The organism is Ruegeria sp. CDSB136 (genome assembly GCF_059610965.1).
In genome coordinates this window covers 421,309-444,382 of sequence record NZ_JBXWOP010000001.1, presented here as the reverse complement: position 1 = coordinate 444,382, position 23,074 = coordinate 421,309, and the positions used below count along the sequence as shown (strand labels likewise).

Below are 23,074 nucleotides of genomic sequence, written 5' to 3'. Positions count from 1 at the left end.
ATCCACAAGATATAGACTCCGCACAAAGAACGGGCAGTTTACGTGAGCGATACGCCAGAAACCCCTGAAAACATGGACGAAACCCCACCGGCACGCCCCGCTTATGACGGCCCGACGGTGTCCATCGAATCCGAGATGCGCACGTCGTACCTCGATTATGCGATGTCCGTCATCGTCAGCCGTGCAATCCCCGATCTGCGCGACGGGCTGAAACCGGTCCACCGGCGTATCCTCTATGCGATGCACGAGACGGGGAACACGCACGACAAGGCATACCGCAAGTCCGCGCGTCCTGTTGGCGATGTGATGGGTAAGTACCACCCGCACGGTGACAGCGCGATCTATGACGCGCTGGTGCGGATGGCGCAGGATTTTTCGATGTCGCTGCCGCTTCTGGATGGTCAGGGCAACTTTGGATCGATGGACGGCGACAACCCGGCGGCCATGCGGTACACCGAAGTCCGAATGGACAAACCTGCTGCGTCGCTGCTGGCCGATATCGAAAAAGAGACGGTCGATTTTCAGGACAACTACGACGGCAAGGACAAGGAACCGACTGTCCTGCCCGCGCGCTTCCCGAACATGCTGGTCAACGGTGCCGGCGGTATTGCCGTTGGTATGGCGACCAACATCCCGCCACATAATCTGGGCGAAGTGGTCGATGCCACGCTGGCGCTGATCGACGATCCGGACCTGACCTCCGAGCAACTTATCGAATACGTCCCCGGTCCCGATTTCCCGACCGGCGGCGTGATGCTGGGCCGCTCCGGTGCGCGCAAAGCCTATCTGGAAGGCCGCGGCAGCGTCATCATACGCGCCAAGACCCGCGTCGAGGAGATCCGCAAAGACCGTTACGCCATTGTCGTGGACGAGATTCCCTATCAGGTGAACAAAGCTGCGATGATCGAAAAGATCGCCGAAGCCGTGCGTGAGAAACGCATAGAAGGCGTTGCTCATGTACAGGACGAGTCCGACCGCAACGGTGTACGCGTGGTGGTCGAGCTGAAGCGCGATGCAACGCCCGAAGTGGTTCTGAACCAGCTTTACCGGTTCTCGCCGATGCAAACCTCGTTCGGCTGCAACATGCTGGCGCTGAACGGTGGCCGCCCCGAGCAGTTGACCCTGCGCCGCTTCCTGACCTCGTTCATCGACTTCCGCGAAGATGTTGTCGCCCGCCGCACGGCATACGACCTGCGCAAGGCCCGCGAACGCAGCCATATCCTGTGTGGTCTGGCAGTGGCCGTTTCGAACGTGGACGAGGTGGTCGCCACGATCCGCTCATCCGCCGACGCCGCCGAGGCGCGCGAGAAGCTGATGACCCGCCGCTGGCCCGCTGCCGAAATCGAGGGCTACCTGCGCCTGATCGACGACCCTCTGTCAAGAATGAACGACGACGGCACCTATAACCTGACCGAAGTTCAGGCCCGTGCCATCCTCGAACTGCGCTTGCAGCGTCTGACTCAACTGGGCGTCAAAGAGGTCACGGACGAGCTGGAGCAACTGGCCGCCAAGATCAAGGAATACCTGGATATTCTGTCCTCGCGCGAGCGCATCATGGGCATCATCGGCGATGAGTTGCGCGAAGTGCGTGACCAGTTCGCCGTTCCACGCCGCACCGAGATTGTCGACTGGTCCGGCGACATGGAAGACGAAGACCTGATCGAGCGTGAAGACATGGTCGTGACCGTCACTTCGGGCGGGTACATCAAACGCACGCCGCTGGCCGATTTCCGCGCCCAGAAACGCGGCGGCAAGGGTCTGTCGGGTATGCAGACCAAGGAAGAGGACGTGGTTACCACCCTCTTTGTGGCCAACACCCATACGCAGTTGCTGTTCTTCACCACCGACGGGATGGTCTACAAACTCAAGACCTGGCGTTTGCCGCAGTCCGGGCGCACCGGCAAGGGCAAGGCTATCGTCAACATCCTGCCAATCCCGACCGGCGTCTCCATCGCGGCTATCATGCCGGTGGATGTGCCGGATGATGAATGGGAGAACCTGCAGATCGTATTCGCCACCAGCGCCGGGGATGTGCGCCGCAATGCGCTGAGCGATTTCACCAACGTCAAGCGCAACGGTAAAATTGCGATGGACCTGCCGGAAGGCGTGGAACTGGTGAATGCGCGCATCTGTTCGGAAGATGACGACGTGATGCTGGTCACCAATTCCGGCCGCGCGATCCGGTTCCAGACCACGGCTGTCCGGGTTTTCAAGGGCCGTAAGTCGACGGGTGTACGCGGCATCAAGTTGACCAACGGCGACCGGGTCGTTTCCATGTCGGTCATCCGCCATTTCGAGGCGACCTCTGACGAGCGTGCCGCTTACCTCAAAATGCGTCGCCTGATGGCCGGTGTTACCGATGAGGCCGAGGCCGACGAGGATGAAGGCAACGCCGACAGCGTTCTGCCTCAGGAGCGGTATGCCGAGATGTCGGCGGCCGAAAACCTGATCCTGACCATCACGACAGGCGGTTCGGGCAAGCTCAGCTCCAGCCACGACTACCCGGTTCGCGGGCGCGGTGGTATGGGCGTTGCGGCTATGGACAAAGCCATGCGCGGTGGCGAACTGGTGGCTTCGTTCCCGGTTGAAATCGACGATCAGATCATGCTGGCCACTTCCAAAGGCCAGTCGATCCGGGTGCCGGTCGATGGCATTTCCTTCCGCTCGCGTTCGGCAGGTGGCGTGAAGGTGTTCAACACCGGGAAAGGCGAAGAAGTCGTCAGCGTTGCCTGGATTGCCGATCAGGGCGACGAAGAGACTGAAGAGTAAATTCTGCCGGGCCGCGCGATCACTCTCTGCGCGGCCCGACAGCAAAAAGCGTTTCTGTCTCGGTATCTTCCGACTAGAGTGACGCCATGTTCATCCTGATCGCCTGCCTGCTGCTTGTCACCGGTTTCCTCGGCTATCGCTACTGGTCCAAAAGGCAAACGCGGAACTCTCTGCTGTCGTCTCCTTTGTCCGATCACGAGCGTGCCGTGATCGCCGATCAGGTTCCTATGATCAGAAGGCTCCCGGCCCGGTTTCGGACCACGCTGGAGGGCAAGGTCAACCTGTTCCTCGATCAGGTCGAGTTTTATGGCTGTGACGGGCTGGACGTGACCGAGGAAATGCAGCTTTCGATCGCGACGCAGGCCTGTCTGCTCGTGGTGAACAGTGATCTTTGGTATGACAATCTGACCACGATCCTGATTTATCCCAGCGCTTTCAAATCCCGTCAGAGCCGACGCAGCGGTTACGTCGTGACCGAAAAAGAAATCGTCCGCACCGGTGAAAGCTGGGACCGCGGGCCGGTTATCCTGTCCTGGGCGCATAGCCGTCAGGGCGCGATGGATGACCGTGACGGGCAAAATGTCGTACTGCACGAGTTTGCCCACCAGATCGACGACCTGTCAGGCGGCACAAACAGCGTACCAGTCCTGAGCGAAGGTCAGAGCTTTGCCGAGTGGGAACGCGTTTTCCTTACCGCTTTTGACGCCCATGTTAACGCGGTCGAGGCCGGGCGTCGCACCGCTATCGACCCTTATGGCGCCACAGGGCACGAAGAATTCTTCGCGGTTTCTGTCGAGGTGTTTTTCGAACGGCCCCAAGCTCTGAAACACGAGGTGCCGGATGTATACGAACAGTTGTCCAAACTGTTCCGTCTGGACCCGGTGACGTGGGGTTGAACTGCGGCCAGTCTGCGAAACCCCGGGCGCAGTTCTTTTTTTCACAATCCGTAAATCGATCCGAACTTTTCTTCCAGATAGGTCAACAGCGGCTCTGGACCCGGCTCCAAACCACTGGCGCGGGCGATGATTTCCCGCGGCGCATACAGCCCGCCATGCCGCTGCACATTCTCGCGCAGCCATCCGGTTGCACCCGATGTATCGCCCTTGGCAAGCTGCGCATCCAAACCCGGAACTGCGGCGCGTAAAGCCTGATTCAGACACCCGGCATAAACATTGCCCAGCGAATAAGTCGGGAAGTACCCAAACAGCCCGACCGACCAGTGCACGTCCTGCAAACATCCGTTCGAGGGCTTGTCGACCGCGTAACCGAAATCGGCCTTGAACCGGTCGTTCCAGGCAGCCTCCAAGTCACTCACCTGCAGATCACCTGCCATCAGCGCACGTTCCAGATCAAAGCGCAGCATGATGTGCAGATTGTACTGCACCTCATCCGCTTCGGTCCGAATGTACCCGTTGTGGACGCGGTTGACGGTTGCATAAAACGCCTCCGCATCGGGGATTCCAAAACCGCCGAAAACCTCGACCATCTGACCGAACAGCCAGCCCGTGAAGGCGCACGAGCGGCCCAGCTGGTTCTCGTATATCCGGCTTTGGCTCTCATGCACGCCCATGGACACGCCGCTGCCCAGCGGGGTCAGCAGATAGGCACTGTCAATGCCCTGTTCATACGCGGCGTGGCCAACCTCGTGAATCGTTGAGTAGAAACAATTGAACGGGTCGGTCTCGCTGGTCCGCGTGGTAATCCGCACATCCAGACCAGAGCCCGAGCTGAACGGATGCACCGCCTTGTCCACGCGGCCGTTGTTCAGGTCATAGCCGAAGGCTACAGCCAGCTGTTGCGACAGTTTCATCTGCGACGCTTCATCAAACCTTCCGCTCAGCGCAGCCGGTTCCGGTCGGTCCAGAACCGCAGCACGCAGGGCAACCAGCCGCGGGCGCATCTCATCAAAGATGGCGGCGATCTGGGCACCCGTCGTATAGGGCTCATAATCCTCGACCATAGCGTCATAAATGTCGCAGCCCTGCGCCAGGGCCTCACCTTCCTGACGTTTCAGCGAGACGACCTCAGCCAGAACCGGAAGAAAGGCCGATACATCTTCATCCGCACGAGCCTGCGCCCATTTCCCCTGGGCCGCGGATGTCACGCGGGCAATTGCCGTCGCCAGATCAGCCGGCACCTTGACCGCCCGTTCATAAGCACGGCGAATTTCGCGCAACTGGGCTTTGCCGATCTCGTCCTGAGGCGCGGCCTGATCCAGCCAATCGGCCACCCGCGGGTCAGACCGACGGGCATGCAGAACCGCCTCGATCGCCGCCATTTCCTCGGCCCGTTGAGGGGCAGCCCCACGCGGCATGACTGTTTCCTGATCCCAACCCAAACGCCCGGCAATCTGTCCCAGGGCCGAAGTTTCGCGCTGAAAAGCCATCAGGTCATTGAATGCAGTCATGTAAGTCACGCTCCGCGTAGTGAAGTTGCGATGGGATAGGCCGTCAGGAAACGCGCACGCAGGATCAGCGTCCAAACCACAACGGCCATGAACTGATGGAATATGGCGATCTGCCATGGCGCCCCGTAGACCACCGTCAGGATTCCCACGACCACTTGCAGCGACAAGGCCGCAAAGGCCGCATTGAATGCAAATCGGGTCTGGAGATGCGCGCTGGTTCCGCCACGACGCCAAACGACAACCGCAAACGCAAAGAGAAGATAACCGGCGCAGCGATGGATGAATTGCACCAGGCCCGGGCTTTCGAAGAAGTTCCGCCAGATCGGTTCCAGCATTGTTGCGTCAGGCGGCAGAAGCTGCCCGCCGATCAACGGCCAGTCGGTATAAGAACGACCGGCGTCGATCCCCGCAACCAAGGCGCCAATGAGTATTTGCAAAAAGGCGAAATGCATCAGGCCGGTTGAGAGAGAAAACAGCTTTGCCTCTTTCGCACGGCGGGCCTGCATCAGGTCGCGCTCCTCCCGGCCCAGCAGAAGGATGTACCAGGCGAGGAACCCTAAGATCACGAAGGCCAGCCCCAGGTGTATTGCCAGCCGATAGCTGGCGACGGCCGTCATCCCTTCGCCCTGGGTCACGCCCGAGGCGACCATCCACCAGCCAACTGCACCCTGAACGCCACCCAATGCGCCGGGGATCAGCAATCGCCCGGTCCAACCGGTCGGTATCTTGCGCGTCACCAAGAAGCCCAGGAACCCGAGCGCCCAGACCAAACCGATCACACGGCCCAGCTGCCGATGACCCCATTCCCACCAGTAGATCGACTTGAAATCATCGAGTTCCATCCACTGGTTCTGAATGCGCCATTGATCGATCTGCTTGTATTTGTCGAACTCGGCCTGCCAGTCGGCCTCGGACATCGGCGGGATGGCTCCGGTAACAGGGCGCCATTCGGTGATCGACAATCCGCTGTCGGTCAGCCGCGTCAGCCCGCCTACGGCGATCATGATCACGACCATGGCAAACAGGCTCATCAGCCAGACGCGAATGGCCCCGCGCGCACCGCCCCGGCCCCGGTCGATCATCCCCGGCTGCACCGCCTTTTGTTTTTCGGTGTCCGAGACTTCTTCGAAGATGCTGCGCTTGCCGCTCATGCCGTCCTCATGCCTTTGATTTTCACGCAAGCTAGGGCTACCGGAGTGTAAGGTCCAGCCTCAGCCCTTTTCCTTCCAGCGGACCATCTGCCGCATGACACCGTGCAACATCTGCACATCTGCCCGTGTCATGTTCATCCGCGACCACAGATTTCGCAGGTTCACCTTCATCCCATCGGCCTTCTCTGGCGGGTAAAAGAAGCCTGCGGTCTCAAGCCGGTCTTCGAAATGTTGGGCCAGTTTCTCAACCTCGATCCCTGTCGCCCAGTCGCCCTTGCCCAGATCGGTGGTCTCATGCACCACGTCTCCGGTCTGGCGCATCCACTCGTAAGCGGTCAGCAGCACGCACTGCCCGAGGTTCAGCGAGGCGTACTCGGGGTTCACAGGAACCGAAATGATGGCGTTTGCCTTCGCAATATCCTCATTCTCAAGCCCTGCGCGTTCCGGTCCGAACAGAACCGCAACCTTTTGACCGGCTGCAACTTTTTCGGCGGCCAGTTGCATGGCGCGCTCGGGGCTATAAACCGGTTTGGTCAACCCGCGCTGACGGGCCGTGGTGGCAAAGACAAAGGTGCTGTCTCCAAGCGCTCCGGCCAGGTCGTCGAACAGCTGCGCCTCATCCAGCAGCCGCCCGGCTCCACTGGACATGGCCACTGCCTTGGGGTTGGGCCAGCCGTCCCGGGGGGCCACGATACGCATCCGATCCAGGCCGAAATTCCACATCGCCCGCGCGGCTGCGCCGATGTTTTCACCCATCTGCGGGCGCACAAGCACGAATGAGGGCTGGGATTTGTCGCTGGGCATGGCTTACTCCGAAAGTTCCGCCCGCTCTAATACCCTGTCACCGACGAGGCAAGCCAATCACCTTGTTCTGCTCTCAAATACCCGCTCGGCAGGCATAAAAGTTTGCTTCCCCCGCTCAATCCGCTAAACCCCGCCAAAGACAGAAATCCGAAGGACGCGCCAATGGACACCCCCGAGCAGCCGCAGATCTACCTGATCACACCGCCGGCCATCGAACTGAGCCGATTCCCTGAAAAACTGGCGCGCGTTCTGGACAGCACAGAAATCGCGTGCATCCGCTTGGCGCTGGCGGGCAATGACGAAGATGCAATCGCACGCGCGGCCGATGCCTGCCGTGAAGTGGCCCATGCGCGGGACGTGGCGCTGGTGATTTCAAACCACGTTCTGCTGGCGCAACGTCTGGGTCTGGACGGGGTGCATCTGGATGACGCCGCCCGTTCCGTGCGGTCCGCCCGTAAGGAACTGGGGGCAGATGCGATCGTCGGAAGCTTTTGCGGGGCTTCCAGCCATGACGGCATGACCGCCGGTGAAGCCGGGGCGGACTATGTCGCCTTCGGGCCGGTTGGAACAGACAAGCTTGGCGACGGCACGCGAGCGGAACAAGATCTGTTTCAGTGGTGGTCCGAGATGATCGAAGTCCCGGTTGTGGCCGAAGGCGGTCTGACGGCTGAACTGATTGGCAGCCTGGCCCCATGCACCGACTTTTTTGGGATCGGCGACGAAATCTGGGCGGGTGATGATCCTGTCGCAGCGCTGACCGCTTTGTTGGCGCCACTTTCTTAAAAAGGCAGGAAGGGCCGAACAAAGGTATATGCCCCGAAGCCGGCAATCACGAGGGATAGCAGAACCGAAATCCGAAGCCTGAGCCGGATCGATCTGCGGGAAATCGCCAGTGCCAATGCAAACACCACGGCAGCGGCCGAGACCGGCACGGTCAACGCACCCAGACCAAAGCCCAGAACCGCCGGTGCCAGCCGATCCGGCGGAACTCCGATCGACGTCAAAGCGAAGGCCTGGCTCAAACCGATCAGACCACCCATCAGTGCAACAGTCAGCAAACGCAGAAAGCCCGGTCGCCGGACTGTAACGTTCCACACACCCAGCACCACGGTTGCAGCGGGCCTGAGATACGGCAACCATGCTGAGGGGATCGCGACAAGCTGTAGCGTGCCCAATCCCAGACCAACCGCCGTGGCCAGCGCGAAAGCAGAAAGCTGCCATAAGGCCGCCGACACCCAAAGGGCGTGCAGCACCAGCAGCAACGCAATCAGGATAACCGGCAGCCCGTCTGTCGTGGCATACGCGATTCCGTTGGAGAAATAGGCCTTCAGGGTTTGAACCGGGTCCAGACCGGCCCCACCCCGCAAAGGAATCAGAGGGCTTGTCTCGCCCGCCACAAGATACCCGGTATAAGGCGCATCCACCCCCTGCTGCCTGAGGACCATCGGCCCGTGACCTTCGGGCCAGGTCAGCTGCAGGCTGGATGCGCCGGACGGTAAAGCCCCGGCCAGCAGAACCCGTGAAATCCTTGGCACCTCAGGGTTCCCGGCCACAGGAACGCGGGAACCTTCGTAGGACAGCGTGACGGGTCCACCTGCAAACACGTTCATGGACGGCGACCAGCCTTTCATGAACTGCTTGATGTGCGGCTCAAGTTCGGAAGACGCCAAGCGGCGCAGTCTTCTGTACTCACTTGAAACGGGGGACGGATCCGCTGCAGGGTTAATCCCGGCGACGAATGCCTCGGCATTCATGCTGATTTCCAGAAACAATGTGCCCTGATTGATCCGAAAATCTACCACTGTCGGTTTCGCCGTCTGAGCTGATGCGTTACCGACTGCAATCCAGAAAACCAAAGGAGCAAAAAGAAGAAGAAATACAGGGCGGGTTTTGCACAACGCTCTGACAATGCGGCTCATTTGCTGCAATCCAACATGAACATGAATACCGACAACATATCCTTCGATTGTTCTGCCGATGACGCGCGATGGCAAGCCAAAACGGCAGGCCGTGGCAGGAATTCCCGTTGGCGTTAACGTTCTGACTTGCACGGATCACGGGGCTGCGGCATGACAACGGCATGACTCAGACCAGTGAAATTTTGTGTATCGGGTCCGTCCTGTGGGACGTGATCGGACGATCCGCCAGCGTCATGCGTCAGGGCTCGGACGTTCCGGGGCGGATTACCCGACTGCCTGGTGGCGTGGCGATGAACATCGCAATGACGCTGGTCCGCTTTGGTATGACCCCAACCTTGTTGACCGCCGTTGGCCGTGATCCCGAAGGTGACGAGCTTGTGCACGCCTGTGCCCGCCTTGGGATGGTGACAGACCATATTTACCGCTCGCAGGATTTGCCGACAGACCGGTACATGGCGGTCGAAGGTGCAAACGGTCTGATTGCCGCAATCGCGGATGCCCACTCTCTCGAAGCCGCCGGGGCCAAGATCCTGCGCCCCCTGATGCACGGTCCATTGGGGTACGAGAATACGCCGTTTGAAGGTCCGGTTGCGCTGGACGGGAACCTGACGCAAGACCTGCTGGAGGAGATCGCGCAAAGTCCGGCGTTCTCTCGCGCCGATCTGCGCGTTGCCCCGGCCTCACCCGGCAAGGCCGAGCGCCTTCTGCCTTTCCTCAAACACGCCCGCGCGACGCTTTACGTCAACCTCGAAGAGGCCGGTCTGCTGTGTCAGCGCGAGTTCGAGGATTCCGAAAGCGCTACCCAGGGCCTGCTGGATCGGGGCGCGCTACGGGTTTTGGTAACGGATGGCGGCAACTCGGCCACTGTCGGCTCGGCCGATGGCATCCAGACCCAGAAACCCCCATCCGTATTGGTCACGCGCGTGACCGGCGCGGGTGATACTTTCATGGCGGCCCATATTGCCGCTGAAGCAAATGGCGCAGATAGCGACGCGGCCCTGACCCGCGCTCTGCACGCCGCCGCAACTTATGTCTCCGGAGAAACCCCACTGTGATCGACATCCAATACTCAGCCGAGGTCCGCACCGCAAAGGATGCAGGCCAGCCCATCGTTGCGCTTGAAAGCACAATCATCACCCACGGAATGCCCTACCCGCAGAACATCGAGGTCGCCGCGCAGGTCGAACAAGATATTCGCGACGCAGGGGCGGTTCCCGCCACCATGGCTGTGATCAGGGGCAAGCTGCATGTCGGGCTTGAACCTGACCAGTTGCAGGATCTGGGCAAGGCGCAGGGCGTCGCCAAAATCTCGCGCGCCGACATGGCCGCCTGTATCTCGACCGGCGGCACCGGTGCGACAACCGTTGCTGCGACGATGATCGCCGCTCATTACGCGGGGATCGAGGTTTTTGCCACCGGCGGCATCGGTGGCGTGCATCAGGGGGCTGAAACCTCGTTCGATATTTCCGCCGACCTGCATGAGCTTGCCCAGACACCGGTGACGGTCGTGGCCGCAGGTGCCAAGGCCATTCTGGATCTGGCCAAAACGCTCGAGGTTCTGGAAACACTGGGCGTTCCGGTGATTGCGCATGGTCAGGATGAATTCCCGGCCTTCTGGTCAGCCAAATCACCCTATGCCGCGCCTTTGCGCATGGACAGCCCGGAAGAGATCGCAAAGGCCCACTCAACCCGCCGCGCCCTTGGCCTGCCCGGGGGACAACTTGTTGCAAACCCGATCCCCGAGACCGACCAGATTCCGGCCGATGAACTGGCACCGATCATCGCATCAGCCCAATCCGACGCCGAGACACACCGGATCACGGGAAAAGGCGTCACCCCTTATCTTCTGCAGCGTATATTCGAGCAGACCAAGGGCCGATCCCTGACGGCCAATATCGCGCTTGTTCGCAACAACGCCCGCCTTGCCGCCGGCATCGCAAAGGCTTTGACCCGCAACACCGCCTGACACCGTCCCTATTGCACCATCACGCCAGACTGCTTAATTGCAGTCTGCAAACCGCTCGGAACTAAGATGAATACACCGTTTGACGAAGAACCGCATCGCCGCCCCGGCCTGTTTGCAGGCCTGCGGGCGTCGTTTCTGACGGGGATTGTCGTCATTGCGCCGGTCTGGCTTACAATCTGGCTGATCTGGTCCGTGGTGGGCTGGATCGACAGTGCGGTCCTGCCGCTGGTGCCGCAAAGGTTTCAGCCGCAGGAATATGTCGGCATCAACCTGCGCGGCGTCGGGGTCATCATCTTCCTGATCTTCACGGTGATCGTGGGCTGGGTGGCCAAGGGCATACTGGGACGTTCGCTGATCCTTTTTGCAGAACGCGTTGTTGATCGGATGCCTGTCGTCCGCTCGGTCTATTCCGGGATCAAGCAAATTTCCGAAACGGTTTTTGCCCAAACAGACCGCTCGTTCGAAAAGGCTTGCCTTATCCAGTATCCGCGCCGTGGTATCTGGGCGATCGGGTTCGTGTCCACCACCGCCAAAGGCGAGGTCAGCCGCCTTGCGGAGACCGGCGGCGAACTGCTCAGCGTGTTTGTTCCGACGACCCCGAACCCCACATCCGGGTTTCTGCTGTTTTTTCCGGCCGAAGACGTCATCCTGCTGGACATGACGATCGAGGATGCCGCGAAACTGGTGATCTCGGCAGGTCTTGTCTATCCAAACGAAAAAGACCCGACCCGCCCGCCAGAGTGATCAGCCAAACATCGCACGCAGATCTACTGTGCTACGCGCACCCAGATCGGTTTTGTGGGCTGACAGAAAGCCGTCCGCGGCTGCCCGGCCCGCCTTTTTCAGCTTGTGCAGGATCACCGGGTTGGGAACGGTCTTCGTGGCAACCGACAGACTGTTCATCAACTCATTGTCTGCGATCATGTGAACCAGAACCCGGCTCATCTCACCCGCCTTCAGTTTGCCCTCACGCAACAAGCGCTGCACAAAGTCAATCGCCCTGAGTTCGCGAAACAGGGATGAATTGAAGCTGATCTCGTTGATCCGGTTCTGAATCTGCTGTGGTGTCTTCGGAACCTCGTCCCGCTCAAGCGGGTTGATGTTCACGATGACCACATCATCCGGCAACTCGTCATTGAACAAAGGAAACAGCGCAGGATTTCCCGTAAAACCTCCGTCCCAATAGGCCTCGGTTCGCCCCGTTTTCGGATCGAATATCTCTACGGCCTTGAACAGCGTCGGCAGGCAGGCCGAGGCGAGTATGGCATCCGTCGATACATCTTCGCCCGTGAACACCCGGATCTTGCCACTGCGCACGCAGGTCGCACAGACAAACAGCTGCGGGCCTTCGTTCGCGCAAATCTCGCCGAAGTCAAAACGATCAACGACGGACTTCAACGGGTTCTGGTAAAACGGACCGTAGGCATAAGGCGAAACCATGCGCGACCACGCGTCGCCAATCGAATACGGAAGCGAATACTCCATGGCCTGCGCGATCTGGGCAGGCTCCAGCGCCTGCATCCAGTTGGCAATCCGCATGTCGCCAACCGCCCCCATGCGCTCCCATAATCCGTTCAGACACTCGCGCGCGCCTTCGCGCCCGGCCCGCACCATCCCGGACTTGAAAGCCGCCCCGTTTAACGCCCCTGCGGATGTGCCGGTAATCGCGGCAACCTCAATATCCTCTTCATCCAGCAACCGGTCCAGTACACCCCAGGTAAAGGCGCCATGTGCGCCGCCGCCCTGCAAAGCCAGATTGATCCGTTTCAAAAGCCCGCCCCTTCATCTTTTCCGAAATACTCCGGGGGTATGGGGGCCGCGCCCCCATGAAACACTACAGGGCAGTCCAACCGCCATCGACGGAAATCGTCGTCCCGGTAATCTGCGCCGCCGCATCCGAGCACAAAAACAAAGCCGTCCCGCCAAGTTGCTCGACCGAGGCAAACTCTTTCGAGGGCTGGCGTTCCAGCATCACGTTCTTGATCACGTCCTCGCGGCTCATGTTGTATTCTTTCATCGTGTCGGGGATTTGCGCCTCGACCAGCGGTGTCAGAACATAGCCCGGGCAAATGGCGTTGCAGGTGATCGGCTCCTGCGCCGTTTCCAGCGCAACTGTCTTGGTCATGCCGACCACACCATGTTTGGCCGACACATAGGCCGCCTTGTAGGGCGACGCCGTCAGACCATGGGCCGACGCGATATTGACGATGCGCCCCCACCCGGCCTTTCGCATCATTGGCAAAGCTGCCGCCATCGTGTGAAAGGCCGAGTTCATGTTGATCGCGATGATTGCATCCCATTTGTCGACCGGGAACTGGTCGATCGGCGCGACGTGCTGAATGCCCGCATTATTGACAAGAATGTCGCAAGCCCCGGCCTTTTCGATCAGGGCCCGGCAATCATCCCCCTTGGACATGTCGGCCTGGATATATCGCGCGTTGGTTCCGGTCTCGTTCGAGATTTCAGCAGCCAGTGCATGGTCCTCATCCCGATCGGTGAACGAATTCAAAACCACATTGGCGCCCGCCCTGGCCAGTTCGCGCGCAACGCCCAGCCCGATCCCCGAATTCGATCCCGTGATAATTGCCGTCTTTCCCGAAACGCTCATCGCCGCTCTCCTGCTGAGTCATAATTTCCGACACAGTGCCATGCTGCACGTGCAAAGAAAACGGGGAAAGCTGGGGCCAATGCAACTCCTCTGGCACCGGCATCACCATCACAAAAAAACGCCCGCACGAAGCGGGCGTTAAGTTATTGAGGCAGGTTTCATACAGGCAAGAAACCTATCGAGCAGTGCATCCTTTATAAGCAATTCTGCGCCTTCGTCCAAGCTAAAAGTTTGATAATAAGAAAAATCATGGCTACGGTGAATCCCAACAAAATAAGGCCAGAGCAGGATTGTTTCCAAAATGAGCCCCGATTTTTCACCCTCCCTTCGTTCAATACTGGTGGGAATCACCGGCATTTTTGCGACCACATTTGCCCATGCAGATTCGTCTCATGGCATAGCTATGTATGGCGATCCCGCCCTACCACCGGATTTTGTGTCTCTGCCTTACGTGAACCCGGATGCACCAAAAGGAGGAAAGGTCGTTTTCGGGAATACCGGCGGCTATAACAGTTTGAACCCGTTTGTGCAAAAAGGCACGTCACCCTGGCAACTGAGATTCTGGACCCATGAGAGCCTGATGGGCCGATCCTGGGACGAACCTTTCACTCTTTACGGGTTGTTAGCCGAATCAGTTGAGACGGCCGAGGACCGATCCTGGGTGGAATTCACGCTGCGCGAGAACGCCCGATTCTCGGACGGCAGCCCAGTCACCGTGGACGACGTGATGTGGTCCTATGAAACTCTGGGGACCGAAGGGCATCTCCGGTATCGCGGGTTGTGGTCCAAGATCGGCAGCATCGAACAGACCGGTCCACGCTCGGTCAGGATCACATTCAACGAACCTGACCGCGAACTGGCCCTGATTGCGGGCCTGCGCCCGATCCTTCAGAAGGCGCAATGGGACGGCAAGGATTTTGCCGACGCACAGTTGCACGATGTTCCAATCGGCTCGGGACCTTATGTCGTCGAGGACTATGAGGCCGGGCGCTTCGTAAACCTGCGCCGTAACCCAGACTACTGGGGCAGCGATGTTCCCTTCCGCCGTGGCACCATGAACCTCGATGAAATGAGGATCGAGTTCTACGGCGATCAGACCGTGTTGTTCGAAGCGTTCAAGGCTGGGGAACTCTCCGCCATTCGGGAATTCAACGCTGACAAATGGGACACGCAATACAATTTCCCCGCCGCGCAGCGCGGAGACGTAGTCAAAACGGAAATCCCGCATGGCAAACCGTCGGGCATGACCGGCTTTGTGATGAACACGCGCAAGGCGCCATTCGATGACTGGCGCGTGCGCGAGGCGCTGACGCTGGCGTTCAACTTCGAATTCATCAACGACACCATCACCGGCGGTGCCCAGCCCCGGATCACCTCGTATTTCTCGGGCTCGGACCTGGCGATGCAACCCGGGCCGGCGACAGGCCGGGTCGCCGAATTGCTGCAACCGTTTGCCGATGATCTTCTGCCCGGAACGATTGAAGGCTACAGCCCGCCACAAGGCGATGGCTCGGCGCGCAATCGCGCCAATATCCGAAAGGCCGCGAACCTGCTGTCCGAAGCGGGGTGGACCATTCAGGACGGTGTGCTGCGCAACCAGAATGGCGATGCCTTCACCATGACCGTTTTGCTGCAGCAGGGCGACAGCGATATGGCCACCGCAGTCGAGATCTATTCCCGTGCATTGGAACGACTTGGCATTCAGGTGACAACCGAAACGGTCGACAACGCGCAATACACCGGTCGCATCTCGGAACACGATTTCGATATGACGCCATTCCGAAGGGCCATGTCCCTGTCCCCAGGCAACGAGCAGCGCCTCTATTGGGGCAGCGATGGCGCGAACACGCCCGGAACCCGGAACCTGATGGGTGTCGCTTCACCCGCAGTCGACGCGATGATCGATGCGATGCTGGCTTCGGAAACGCGGCAAGACTTTGTCGCGGCCACCCGCGCGCTTGACCGCACCCTGACCGCTGGCCGGTATGTCATTCCCATCTGGAACTTCGATGTCGGCCGTATCGCGCATGTGAAAGAGCTTAAGTACGCGCCAAACCTGCCCATTTACGGCGATGGCCCTCAATACATGCCCGAGGTCTGGTGGTATCAGTAATAATCTGCAGTGGGTGTACGCCGCTTCGGCCGCATTTGTGCGGCGAAACCCGCTTTACCAACGCCTCGTAACGCTCGTCTAACGTGTGCTGCCCCGGTCTTCTCGGATGGCGGTTGTCAGGGAATACTTCGGCGGAAAGTGGCACATGTCAAAACACCGCAGCATATGACTGCTTACGCGACGTTCGCCGCAATATGTTGTTGGACGTTCAAATTTCAGCGAAAATTGCTCCAATGGACACAAGAACCTTTACGGATCGGGTGCCGGGCATGTAACGTGTCATCAAATCGAACCTCAGTGAACCGTGCAAAAGTTGTTGAGTTTCGGTGATATAGTTACGGGCGGTTCGCCCTGCCCTGGTGGTTCACGGACCGGCCGCCACTCACTCCGAAACGCAGGTCCGTGGCCCGTTGCGGACGTTCCGCAGCGGGCGTTTTCCATTCCGGTCATCACATCCCTGGGTGCGACATTTTGTCATGCATGTATATACCCCGCCCCTACGTAACCTGATATCTGGGGGCCGGGCAGTCCTGTAGCACAAGAAACGGAAAGCTCGCTGATGATTATGAAATGGACAGAACTGACGCAGGACTGGAACGGATCCTTGGCGCGCGCTAAGCGGCGCTTTCCGAACCTGCGTGATCAGGATGTCGCGCATTTCCGGCAAGACAGAAAACAGTTCGAGGCTTACCTGGCGGAACGGCACCACCTTACCGTGAACGAAGCCCGGGAAGAACTGGAGGATTTCCTGTTCACCGAAAGCCTGAATCGCGAATTCGATCAGACGTTACGCAAGTGACGTAACCCACAGGATCAACGCGTCTTCGTCACTGACCGAGACGACGTTGTGACCCATGCTTCCGTCGTAATAGGCGCTGTCGCCGCGGCGCATTTCGACAGGTTCATAATACTCGGTATAGAGCCGCACGACGCCTGTCAGAACGTACAGGAATTCCTCACCATCATGACGAACCCAGCCATCGAACTCGTCCATCGAGCGGGCGCGTACGCGGGCCCGGTAGGGCAGCATTTGTTTTTTCGTCAGCGTTTCGGCCAGCAACTCATGCTCGTATGTCGTCGTGGCATGGGCCGCACCTTCCCCCATCCGTGTGACGGACATGCGTCCAATGACCTGATCGCGCTGGGGTGGCGTGAACAGTTGAGGCACTGAAATCCCCAGCCCCGTCGCGAGTTTCTTCAGGGCATCATAGGTCGGCGACATCTGACCGTTTTCGATCTTGCTGAGCGTTGAGCGCGCCAGACCGGCCTGGGTCGCCGCCTGTTCCAGCGTCCATTTGCGGGCCTTGCGCAATTCGCGCACGCGCGCGCCCAGATCCAATGGCTCGGGTTCGACATTTTCACCGGCATCGCGGGCGATACGGATCAGGGATTTCGGGTCCTGCGTTCTCATGGCACTTCTATAGGGCCGGGCCGCGCCGCTTGCAACGCGCCTTGCCCCGCGTTAGCCAGACGACATGCTGTCCATTTTTGATCAGGGTCCACCTGCCCCTTGCCCAGCCCCGTTTAATCTCGCAGCGCACGTTCTGCGCCACGCAGAGCGGCTTCCGGAAAAAACCGCGCTCTCCGTTCTGAATGAAACGGCGACCGAGGACTGGAGCTATCGGCAACTGCTGTCTGCAGTTCTGGGCACCGGCACAGGGTTGTTGCAGGCCGGGTTGAAACCGGGCGACATCGTTCTGATGCGCCTTGGGAATACTGTCGACTTCCCGATTGCCTACTTGGGGGCGATTGCCGTCGGTGTCGTTCCTGTTCCGACGTCATCGCAACTGAAGGCGCCTGAAACGGCCCGCATGATTGACGACCTGTCCCCGGCCGCCATCCTGAAGGCACCGGATGTCGCCTGTGCCCCGCACCCCCGCCAGATCGATCTGGCAACGTTGCGTGCCATGCGTGATCTGCCGCCCGCCACCTTTGATCTCGGTGATCCGGATCGGTTGGCTTATGTGGTCTATACCTCGGGGACATCGGGCAAGCCGCGTGCGGTTGCGCATGCGCATCGCGCAATCTGGGCGCGGCAAATGATGGTGGACGGATGGTATGGGCTGCGCCCCGAGGATCGGCTGTGTCATGCCGGTGCGTTCAACTGGACCTACACGCTGGGCACTGGCCTGATGGATCCGTGGACCATCGGGGCGACGGCGCTGATCCCCGAACCGGGAACCGATCCGGCAGCATTGCCCGACTTGTTGCGGCGTCACGGGGCCACAATCTTTGCCGCAGCACCCGGCGTGTACCGAAAGATGGTTCAACAGACAGACCGGCTCAGCCTGCCCCACCTGCGCCACGGACTGTGCGCAGGCGAAAAACTGTCGCGCCACCTACACGAACGCTGGACCGAGGTGACGGGAACCGAACTTTACGAAGCCTACGGCATGTCCGAATGCTCGACCTTCATTTCCTCCAGCCCTGAAAACCCGGCCCGGGGCGAGGCGTTGGGCCAGCCGCAACCCGGTCGCAAGATCGCCATTCTGGGACCCGATGGCCCTGTTCCGCAGGGGCAGGAAGGCACAATCGCCATCCATCGGTCCGACCCCGGCCTGATGCTGACTTATCTGAACGCCCCGGATGAGGCTCAGGCCCGCATGCAGGGTGAATGGTTCCTGACCGGAGATCAGGGCGCCATGGCGGTCGACGGGCAAATCACCTACCTGGGTCGCGACGATGATATGATGAATGCGGGCGGCTATCGGGTTTCGCCGGTCGAGGTCGAGGCCGTCTTGTCAAAATACCCCGGGATCACACAGGTCGGTGCCGCGGCGGTCGAGGTCAAGCAGGACACATTTGTGATAGCTGCCTTTTACACCGGCCCCGAAACTCTGGACGAGACGGCCTTGCGTGCCTATGTCCAGGACAACCTTGCGCGTTACAAACAGCCCCGCGCTTTCATACATCTGCCGGCGCTTCCCGCAGGCGGCAATGGGAAACTCCTGCGTCGCGCATTGCCGGCCTATTTCAAGGCACCGAACTCATGACCCAATCCGTCAAGCTTGATATTCTGTCCGATCCGATCTGTCCGTGGTGCTATATTGGCAAAACCCATCTGGACAAAGCGCTGGCCGCCATACCGGACCATCCTTTCGTGATCGAATGGCATCCGTTTCAACTGAACCCCGACATGCCGGACGCGGGCATGGACCGCCGAGAATACCTTGAGCGCAAGTTTGGCGGCAAGGATGGTGCCGTGCAGGCCTATGCGCCCGTGGTTGAACACGCCGAAAATGCTGGCCTGAAAATCGATTTCGAGGGCATGAAACGCACGCCCAACACACTTGATGCGCACCGGCTGATCCATTGGGCCGGGATTGAAGGCAAGCAGGACGCGGTGGTCGACGCCTTGTTCGATGCTTATTTTGTGCAGGCACGCGACATCGGCGACCATGAGGTGCTTGCCGACATCGCCGACAGCCAGGGAATGGACGCGGCTGTCGTCATGAAGCTGCTGAAATCCGACGCGGACCGGGACGATATCCGCAACCGCGATACGCATTCACGGGAAATGGGTGTTGGGTCAGTACCGACCTTCATCGTGGCCAACAAACACGCAGTTCCTGGCGCCCAGCAGCCGGAAATGTGGGAAAAAGTCATCCGCGAAATCATGTCTCAACTTGAGGCTTCCCCTGCAAATTAGCACATAGTCCTGTGCGTTTGCGCCATAGCGCCGCCTGATTTGCCGTGATAGCGCAAGCAGGTAAGGAGTTCCCCATGACCAATCGCATGTCGCGGGGCGAGTTCATTGCTTTGATAGCAATGATGTTCGCCACGATCGCGTTCTCTATCGACTCGATGCTGCCTGCACTGCCCGAAATCGGCGCAGAGCTCAGCCCTGATGATGTGAACCGGGCGCAACTGATCCTGACATCCTTTGTTCTGGGCATGGGGCTTGGCACATTTTTCACCGGCCCGATCTCGGACGCGCTGGGGCGCAAGCCCGTCATCTTTGGCGGTGCAGTGCTATATATCGTGGCGTCCGCTGTTGCCTGGGCAAGTTCCTCGCTTGAACTGGTTCTGGCCGCGCGTGTTCTTCAGGGACTTGGTGCCGCCGGTCCCCGCGTGGTGGCCATGGCCATTATCCGCGACCTCTATTCCGGGCGCGAGATGGCCCGGATCATTTCGATCGCGATGATGATATTTACGCTTGTTCCCGCAATTGCGCCGATGCTGGGCGCAGGCGTGATTGCCCTGTTCGGCTGGCGCGGGATTTTCGTATCCTTCATCCTGTTCGCCCTGATTGTTGTGACGTGGATGGGAAAACGGTTGCCAGAATCGCTGGCCCGCGAAGACCGTCGCCCGTTTCGCCTGCCGCTGCTGGTAGCGGCCACGCACGAGATGATGTCACACCCAACGGTGCGCCTTTCGATATTGGTTCAGACCCTGTGCATGGGCATTCTGTTCACCATGCTGACCATGGTGCAGCCGGTCTATGACGTGATCCATGACAGTGCGGACAGTTTCCCATTCTGGTTCGGGTTTGTCGCGCTGATGTCTGGTTCGGCCAGCCTGTTGAACGCCGCGATTGTCGTCCGCGTTGGTATGCGGCGCGTGGTGACATGGGCGCTTGGGGCACAGATTCTGATCACGTCCTGCGTCATATTTCTGAATATGGCGAACCTGACGCCCGCCGCCTCATTCGCGGTGTTTGTTTTCTGGCAGACCACCATCTTCTTCATGGCTGGCGTCACTTTGGGCAATTTGAATGCCATCGCGATGGATCCGATGGGCCACATCGCAGGCATGGCGGCATCTGTGATCGGGTCGATCTCGACCGTTCTGGCCGCAGCCATCGCAGCGCCTGTGGGCCTCTTGTTCGATGGCTCAGTGACACCGCTGACAACGGGCATCCTTGCCATGTGCGTCATGGCTTTCGGCGTGATGGTTCACATGGGTCGCGTCGAAAACAGATTACTGGCCTGAGCCTGTGCAAATACCCTGAATCACGTTAAGCTTTCCGCGATTTTCGGGGGAGTTTTCTATGAGTGATTACTATGATCTGGGCACATACTCTTGCCCCGTCACCACATCATCGGAAAAGGCGCAGCTGTGGTTCGACCGAGGTCTGATCTGGACCTACGGCTACAACCATACAGAGGCCCTGGCCTGTTTCCAGCGCGCGGCGGAACATGATCCGGACTGCGCCATGGCGCATTGGGGCGTGGCTTACGCAGCCGGACCAAACTACAACCTGCCGTGGGAATTGCTGGACGATCAGGGACAAGAGAAGGCATTGGCCGAGGCTTATGACGCCACCCAAAAAGCACTGGCGCTGGCTGAATGGTGCACTCCGGTTGAAAAGGCGCTCATCCGCGCCCTGCCCGCCCGCTATCCTCAGCGCGAGCCGATCGCGGACATGCACGACTGGGACCACGATTTTGCGGACGCGATGCGCGCGGTTTTTGCGGCTTTTCCCGATCACCTTGATCTGCGCACCATATTTGTCGAGGCGTTGCTGAACCTGACCCCCTGGAAAATGTGGGATCTGGAAACCGGAAAACCCGCCGACGGCGCCGCCACCCTTGAAGCGCAGAATACCCTGGAATGGGCCATGGGGAACGACCCGGCCGCCATGTCGCATCCGGGGCTTTTGCACTTGTATGTGCACCTGATGGAGATGTCGCCCACTCCTGAAAAAGCACTGAAAGCCGGGGACGTGTTGCGCACTCTGGTGCCGGACGCAGGTCATCTGGTGCACATGCCCACCCATATCGATGTCCAGTGCGGCCACTACCAGAACGTCACCCATTGGAACGAAAAAGCCACCGAAGCAGATTTGAAGTATTACGAACGCGAAGGTCCGTTCAACATCTACACCGGTTACCGTCAGCACAACTATCACTTCACCATCTACGGCGCGCTGTTTATGGGCCAGATGGAACCGGCCCTGCGTGCCAATCAGGGCATCTGGGACACCACGCCCGAGGAAATGCTGCGCATCGAAAGCCCGCCGATGGCGGACTATTTCGAAAGCTACATGTCCATGGGGCCGCATATCCTTATCCGTTTTGGCCGTTGGGACGAAGCCAAGGCTCTGGAACTGCCCGAAGACCCGGATCTCTACTGCACATTGACCGCGACCACGCACTACGCCCGTGCCATCGCATTTGCAGCGACGGATCAGGTGGCCGAGGCCGAAGCGGAAGAACAGAGGTTTCTTGCCGCCCGGGGCCGCGTCCCCGAAACCCGGCGACTGCACAATAATCGTGTCGTCGACCTGCTGGATATTGCAGCTGAGATGCTGCGGGGCGAAATCGAATACCGTAAGGGAAACTACGACACGGCCTATGCACACCTGCGCCGCTCGGTCGAATTGGATGACACTTTGCCTTATGACGAACCCTGGGGCTGGATGCAGCCAACCCGCCACGCGCTCGGGGCCTTGCTGTTTGAACAGGGCCACGTTGCCGAGGCCGAAGCTGTCTACCGCGAGGATCTAGGACTGGGCGGCTCGCTCAGCCGTGCGTCGATCCATCCCGACAATGTCTGGAGCCTAAGGGGGCTATACGATTGCCTGAAATCCCGAGGTGACTCCATTGAAATCAGGCAGATCAAACAAAGACTGGATCTGGCTCTGGCCCGTGCAGACCGCGCGGTCGCCGCTTCGTGCTTCTGCGCCCAGTCCGCAATGAAGGCCGCCGAATGAGACTGCTCCCTGCCCTGATGCTTTTGGCTGCCGGTCTTCCCGTTCAGGCCGAACGCATGACGTTTACCCCGGTCGACCAGGCCGAACGTGACCCGACGCTGGTGACGTTCCGCGCCAACCTGCTCGTTGATATCGCGGCCCGCGACACCGAAGCGGTTGTGGCGGTGGCCTGCCCGGACATCTATCTCAGCCACGGCGGCAATGGCGGCCCCCGGGAACTCAGGGAAAACCTGACACTTCCTGCCGACACCCTGGCCGAGGAATACCGAGATCAGGCCGATGAGATGCGCGAAGCCTACTGGTCCGCCCTCGAGGAAACCCTCGCCGCGCCCGGTTATTTTGACGATCTGGGCGAATTTTGGATGCCGTATCAGTGGAAGATCGGCCTGCCCGCATCCGTCGACCCGTTCAACGCTTATTTTGTGAATGGCTCCGGGGTGTCACTGCGGGTGGGCGCAGACCGGACCGCTGACATTGTCGATCTGATAAGCCATGAGGTCGTCCTGATTAGCGAATACGATCCTGACGCCGAATACCAGAAGGTCATGCTGACCGACGGCGCGCGAGGCTTCATGCACCGCGACTACCTCTGGCCTATGACCGGTCATCGCGCGGCGCTGGTAAAATCCGACCAGGGGGAATGGCAGTTGTGCACCTTCGTGGGCGGTGACTGAGCGCGACG

At 59.7% G+C, this 23,074-nt stretch carries 20 protein-coding genes; 13 read left to right on the top strand and 7 right to left on the bottom strand.

Annotation, left to right across the window (positions count from 1 at the left end):
* Positions 1 to 42 precede the first annotated feature (42 nt).
* Both gyrA and AC2FIR_RS02240 read left to right on the top strand, forming a co-directional pair.
* Positions 43 to 2,769 (top strand): DNA gyrase subunit A, encoded by a 2,727-nt coding sequence (gene gyrA, locus AC2FIR_RS02245; protein WP_170677315.1) that lies wholly within the window; start codon positions 43 to 45, stop codon positions 2,767 to 2,769.
* Between the two features lie 86 nt (positions 2,770 to 2,855).
* The gene (locus AC2FIR_RS02240; RefSeq protein WP_496743927.1) at positions 2,856 to 3,665 is read left to right on the top strand and encodes a M90 family metallopeptidase; all 810 of its coding nucleotides are present in this window, start codon (positions 2,856 to 2,858) and stop codon (positions 3,663 to 3,665) included.
* Positions 3,666 to 3,706: 41 nt separating this feature from the next.
* On the opposite strand, the gene AC2FIR_RS02235 is transcribed toward AC2FIR_RS02240, so the two are convergent.
* The 3 genes from AC2FIR_RS02235 to AC2FIR_RS02225 are packed head-to-tail and all read right to left on the bottom strand — an operon-like array spanning position 3,707 to position 7,131.
* Entirely contained in the window at positions 3,707 to 5,176 is a 1,470-nt protein-coding gene (locus AC2FIR_RS02235; RefSeq protein ID WP_496743925.1) for a carboxypeptidase M32, read from the bottom strand.
* Between the two features lie 5 nt (positions 5,177 to 5,181).
* Entirely contained in the window at positions 5,182 to 6,327 is a 1,146-nt protein-coding gene (gene ctaA / locus AC2FIR_RS02230) for a heme A synthase (RefSeq protein ID WP_496761860.1), read from the bottom strand.
* A gap of 60 nt (positions 6,328 to 6,387) precedes the next feature.
* On the bottom strand, positions 6,388 to 7,131 hold the full coding sequence (locus AC2FIR_RS02225; RefSeq protein ID WP_496743923.1) for an RNA methyltransferase: 744 nt from the start codon (positions 7,129 to 7,131) through the stop codon (positions 6,388 to 6,390).
* A gap of 162 nt (positions 7,132 to 7,293) precedes the next feature.
* Between AC2FIR_RS02225 and AC2FIR_RS02220 the strand changes: the two genes are divergently transcribed.
* A complete protein-coding gene (locus tag AC2FIR_RS02220) occupies positions 7,294 to 7,914 on the top strand; it encodes a thiamine phosphate synthase (protein ID WP_496743921.1) in 621 nt (206 codons plus the stop codon).
* Here AC2FIR_RS02220 and AC2FIR_RS02215 read toward each other — a convergent pair.
* A complete protein-coding gene (locus AC2FIR_RS02215) occupies positions 7,911 to 8,933 on the bottom strand; it encodes a HupE/UreJ family protein (RefSeq protein ID WP_496743919.1) in 1,023 nt (340 codons plus the stop codon). The genes AC2FIR_RS02220 and AC2FIR_RS02215 overlap by 4 nt on opposite strands.
* Before the next feature lie 278 nt (positions 8,934 to 9,211).
* Between AC2FIR_RS02215 and AC2FIR_RS02210 the strand changes: the two genes are divergently transcribed.
* The 3 genes from AC2FIR_RS02210 (at position 9,212) to AC2FIR_RS02200 (ending at position 11,760) form a co-directional block, all read left to right on the top strand.
* Positions 9,212 to 10,105 carry a PfkB family carbohydrate kinase gene (locus AC2FIR_RS02210; RefSeq protein WP_480905469.1) on the top strand — a complete coding sequence of 298 codons (894 nt, stop codon included), beginning with the start codon at positions 9,212 to 9,214 and terminating at the stop codon, positions 10,103 to 10,105.
* The gene (locus tag AC2FIR_RS02205; protein ID WP_496743917.1) at positions 10,102 to 11,016 is read left to right on the top strand and encodes a pseudouridine-5'-phosphate glycosidase; all 915 of its coding nucleotides are present in this window, start codon (positions 10,102 to 10,104) and stop codon (positions 11,014 to 11,016) included. Before AC2FIR_RS02210 ends, AC2FIR_RS02205 begins: the two co-directional genes overlap by 4 nt.
* A gap of 66 nt (positions 11,017 to 11,082) precedes the next feature.
* Positions 11,083 to 11,760, top strand: a complete 678-nt coding sequence (locus tag AC2FIR_RS02200) for a DUF502 domain-containing protein (protein ID WP_170610807.1) — start codon at positions 11,083 to 11,085, stop codon at positions 11,758 to 11,760.
* Here the strand turns inward: AC2FIR_RS02200 and AC2FIR_RS02195 are convergent, their stop codons facing one another.
* The gene (locus tag AC2FIR_RS02195; RefSeq protein ID WP_480811641.1) at positions 11,761 to 12,786 is read right to left on the bottom strand and encodes a patatin-like phospholipase family protein; all 1,026 of its coding nucleotides are present in this window, start codon (positions 12,784 to 12,786) and stop codon (positions 11,761 to 11,763) included.
* Between the two features lie 64 nt (positions 12,787 to 12,850).
* A complete protein-coding gene (locus AC2FIR_RS02190; RefSeq protein WP_496743914.1) occupies positions 12,851 to 13,624 on the bottom strand; it encodes a 3-hydroxybutyrate dehydrogenase in 774 nt (257 codons plus the stop codon).
* A gap of 301 nt (positions 13,625 to 13,925) precedes the next feature.
* On the opposite strand from AC2FIR_RS02190, the gene AC2FIR_RS02185 reads away from it, so the two are divergent.
* Positions 13,926 to 15,737, top strand: coding sequence for an extracellular solute-binding protein (locus AC2FIR_RS02185; RefSeq protein ID WP_496761856.1), 1,812 nt, complete (start codon positions 13,926 to 13,928; stop codon positions 15,735 to 15,737).
* A 559-nt stretch (positions 15,738 to 16,296) separates the two neighbouring features.
* Positions 16,297 to 16,536, top strand: coding sequence for a hypothetical protein (locus tag AC2FIR_RS02180; protein ID WP_480490055.1), 240 nt, complete (start codon positions 16,297 to 16,299; stop codon positions 16,534 to 16,536).
* Here AC2FIR_RS02180 and AC2FIR_RS02175 read toward each other — a convergent pair.
* Positions 16,525 to 17,148 carry a helix-turn-helix domain-containing protein gene (locus AC2FIR_RS02175; RefSeq protein ID WP_170610796.1) on the bottom strand — a complete coding sequence of 208 codons (624 nt, stop codon included), beginning with the start codon at positions 17,146 to 17,148 and terminating at the stop codon, positions 16,525 to 16,527. The two genes, AC2FIR_RS02180 and AC2FIR_RS02175, sit on opposite strands and share 12 nt — an antisense overlap.
* A gap of 64 nt (positions 17,149 to 17,212) precedes the next feature.
* Between AC2FIR_RS02175 and AC2FIR_RS02170 the strand changes: the two genes are divergently transcribed.
* The 5 genes from AC2FIR_RS02170 (at position 17,213) to AC2FIR_RS02150 (ending at position 23,066) form a co-directional block, all read left to right on the top strand.
* Entirely contained in the window at positions 17,213 to 18,730 is a 1,518-nt protein-coding gene (locus tag AC2FIR_RS02170; RefSeq protein ID WP_496761854.1) for a class I adenylate-forming enzyme family protein, read from the top strand.
* Positions 18,727 to 19,386, top strand: a complete 660-nt coding sequence (locus tag AC2FIR_RS02165) for a DsbA family oxidoreductase (protein WP_170610790.1) — start codon at positions 18,727 to 18,729, stop codon at positions 19,384 to 19,386. Before AC2FIR_RS02170 ends, AC2FIR_RS02165 begins: the two co-directional genes overlap by 4 nt.
* A gap of 74 nt (positions 19,387 to 19,460) precedes the next feature.
* On the top strand, positions 19,461 to 20,669 hold the full coding sequence (locus tag AC2FIR_RS02160) for an MFS transporter (protein ID WP_496743908.1): 1,209 nt from the start codon (positions 19,461 to 19,463) through the stop codon (positions 20,667 to 20,669).
* 58 nt (positions 20,670 to 20,727) lie between these two features.
* Positions 20,728 to 22,392 (top strand): tetratricopeptide repeat protein, encoded by a 1,665-nt coding sequence (locus tag AC2FIR_RS02155; RefSeq protein ID WP_480811647.1) that lies wholly within the window; start codon positions 20,728 to 20,730, stop codon positions 22,390 to 22,392.
* Positions 22,389 to 23,066 (top strand): SH3 domain-containing protein, encoded by a 678-nt coding sequence (locus tag AC2FIR_RS02150; RefSeq protein WP_496743905.1) that lies wholly within the window; start codon positions 22,389 to 22,391, stop codon positions 23,064 to 23,066. Before AC2FIR_RS02155 ends, AC2FIR_RS02150 begins: the two co-directional genes overlap by 4 nt.
* Positions 23,067 to 23,074: the final 8 nt, after the last annotated feature.

Bases quoted from the DNA above. Each gene is read 5' to 3' on its own strand.
- AC2FIR_RS02240 (WP_496743927.1), top strand. From the start codon at position 2,856: ATGTTCATCCTGATCGCCTGCCTGCTGCTTGTCACCGGTTTCCTCGGC.
- AC2FIR_RS02235 (WP_496743925.1), bottom strand. From the start codon at position 5,176: ATGACTGCATTCAATGACCTGATGGCTTTTCAGCGCGAAACTTCGGCC.
- ctaA (WP_496761860.1), bottom strand. From the start codon at position 6,327: ATGAGCGGCAAGCGCAGCATCTTCGAAGAAGTCTCGGACACCGAAAAA.
- AC2FIR_RS02225 (WP_496743923.1), bottom strand. From the start codon at position 7,131: ATGCCCAGCGACAAATCCCAGCCCTCATTCGTGCTTGTGCGCCCGCAG.
- AC2FIR_RS02220 (WP_496743921.1), top strand. From the start codon at position 7,294: ATGGACACCCCCGAGCAGCCGCAGATCTACCTGATCACACCGCCGGCC.
- AC2FIR_RS02210 (WP_480905469.1), top strand. From the start codon at position 9,212: ATGACTCAGACCAGTGAAATTTTGTGTATCGGGTCCGTCCTGTGGGAC.
- AC2FIR_RS02200 (WP_170610807.1), top strand. From the start codon at position 11,083: ATGAATACACCGTTTGACGAAGAACCGCATCGCCGCCCCGGCCTGTTT.
- AC2FIR_RS02190 (WP_496743914.1), bottom strand. From the start codon at position 13,624: ATGAGCGTTTCGGGAAAGACGGCAATTATCACGGGATCGAATTCGGGG.
- AC2FIR_RS02185 (WP_496761856.1), top strand. From the start codon at position 13,926: ATGAGCCCCGATTTTTCACCCTCCCTTCGTTCAATACTGGTGGGAATC.
- AC2FIR_RS02180 (WP_480490055.1), top strand. From the start codon at position 16,297: ATGATTATGAAATGGACAGAACTGACGCAGGACTGGAACGGATCCTTG.
- AC2FIR_RS02175 (WP_170610796.1), bottom strand. From the start codon at position 17,148: ATGAGAACGCAGGACCCGAAATCCCTGATCCGTATCGCCCGCGATGCC.
- AC2FIR_RS02170 (WP_496761854.1), top strand. From the start codon at position 17,213: ATGCTGTCCATTTTTGATCAGGGTCCACCTGCCCCTTGCCCAGCCCCG.
- AC2FIR_RS02165 (WP_170610790.1), top strand. From the start codon at position 18,727: ATGACCCAATCCGTCAAGCTTGATATTCTGTCCGATCCGATCTGTCCG.
- AC2FIR_RS02160 (WP_496743908.1), top strand. From the start codon at position 19,461: ATGACCAATCGCATGTCGCGGGGCGAGTTCATTGCTTTGATAGCAATG.
- AC2FIR_RS02155 (WP_480811647.1), top strand. From the start codon at position 20,728: ATGAGTGATTACTATGATCTGGGCACATACTCTTGCCCCGTCACCACA.
- AC2FIR_RS02150 (WP_496743905.1), top strand. From the start codon at position 22,389: ATGAGACTGCTCCCTGCCCTGATGCTTTTGGCTGCCGGTCTTCCCGTT.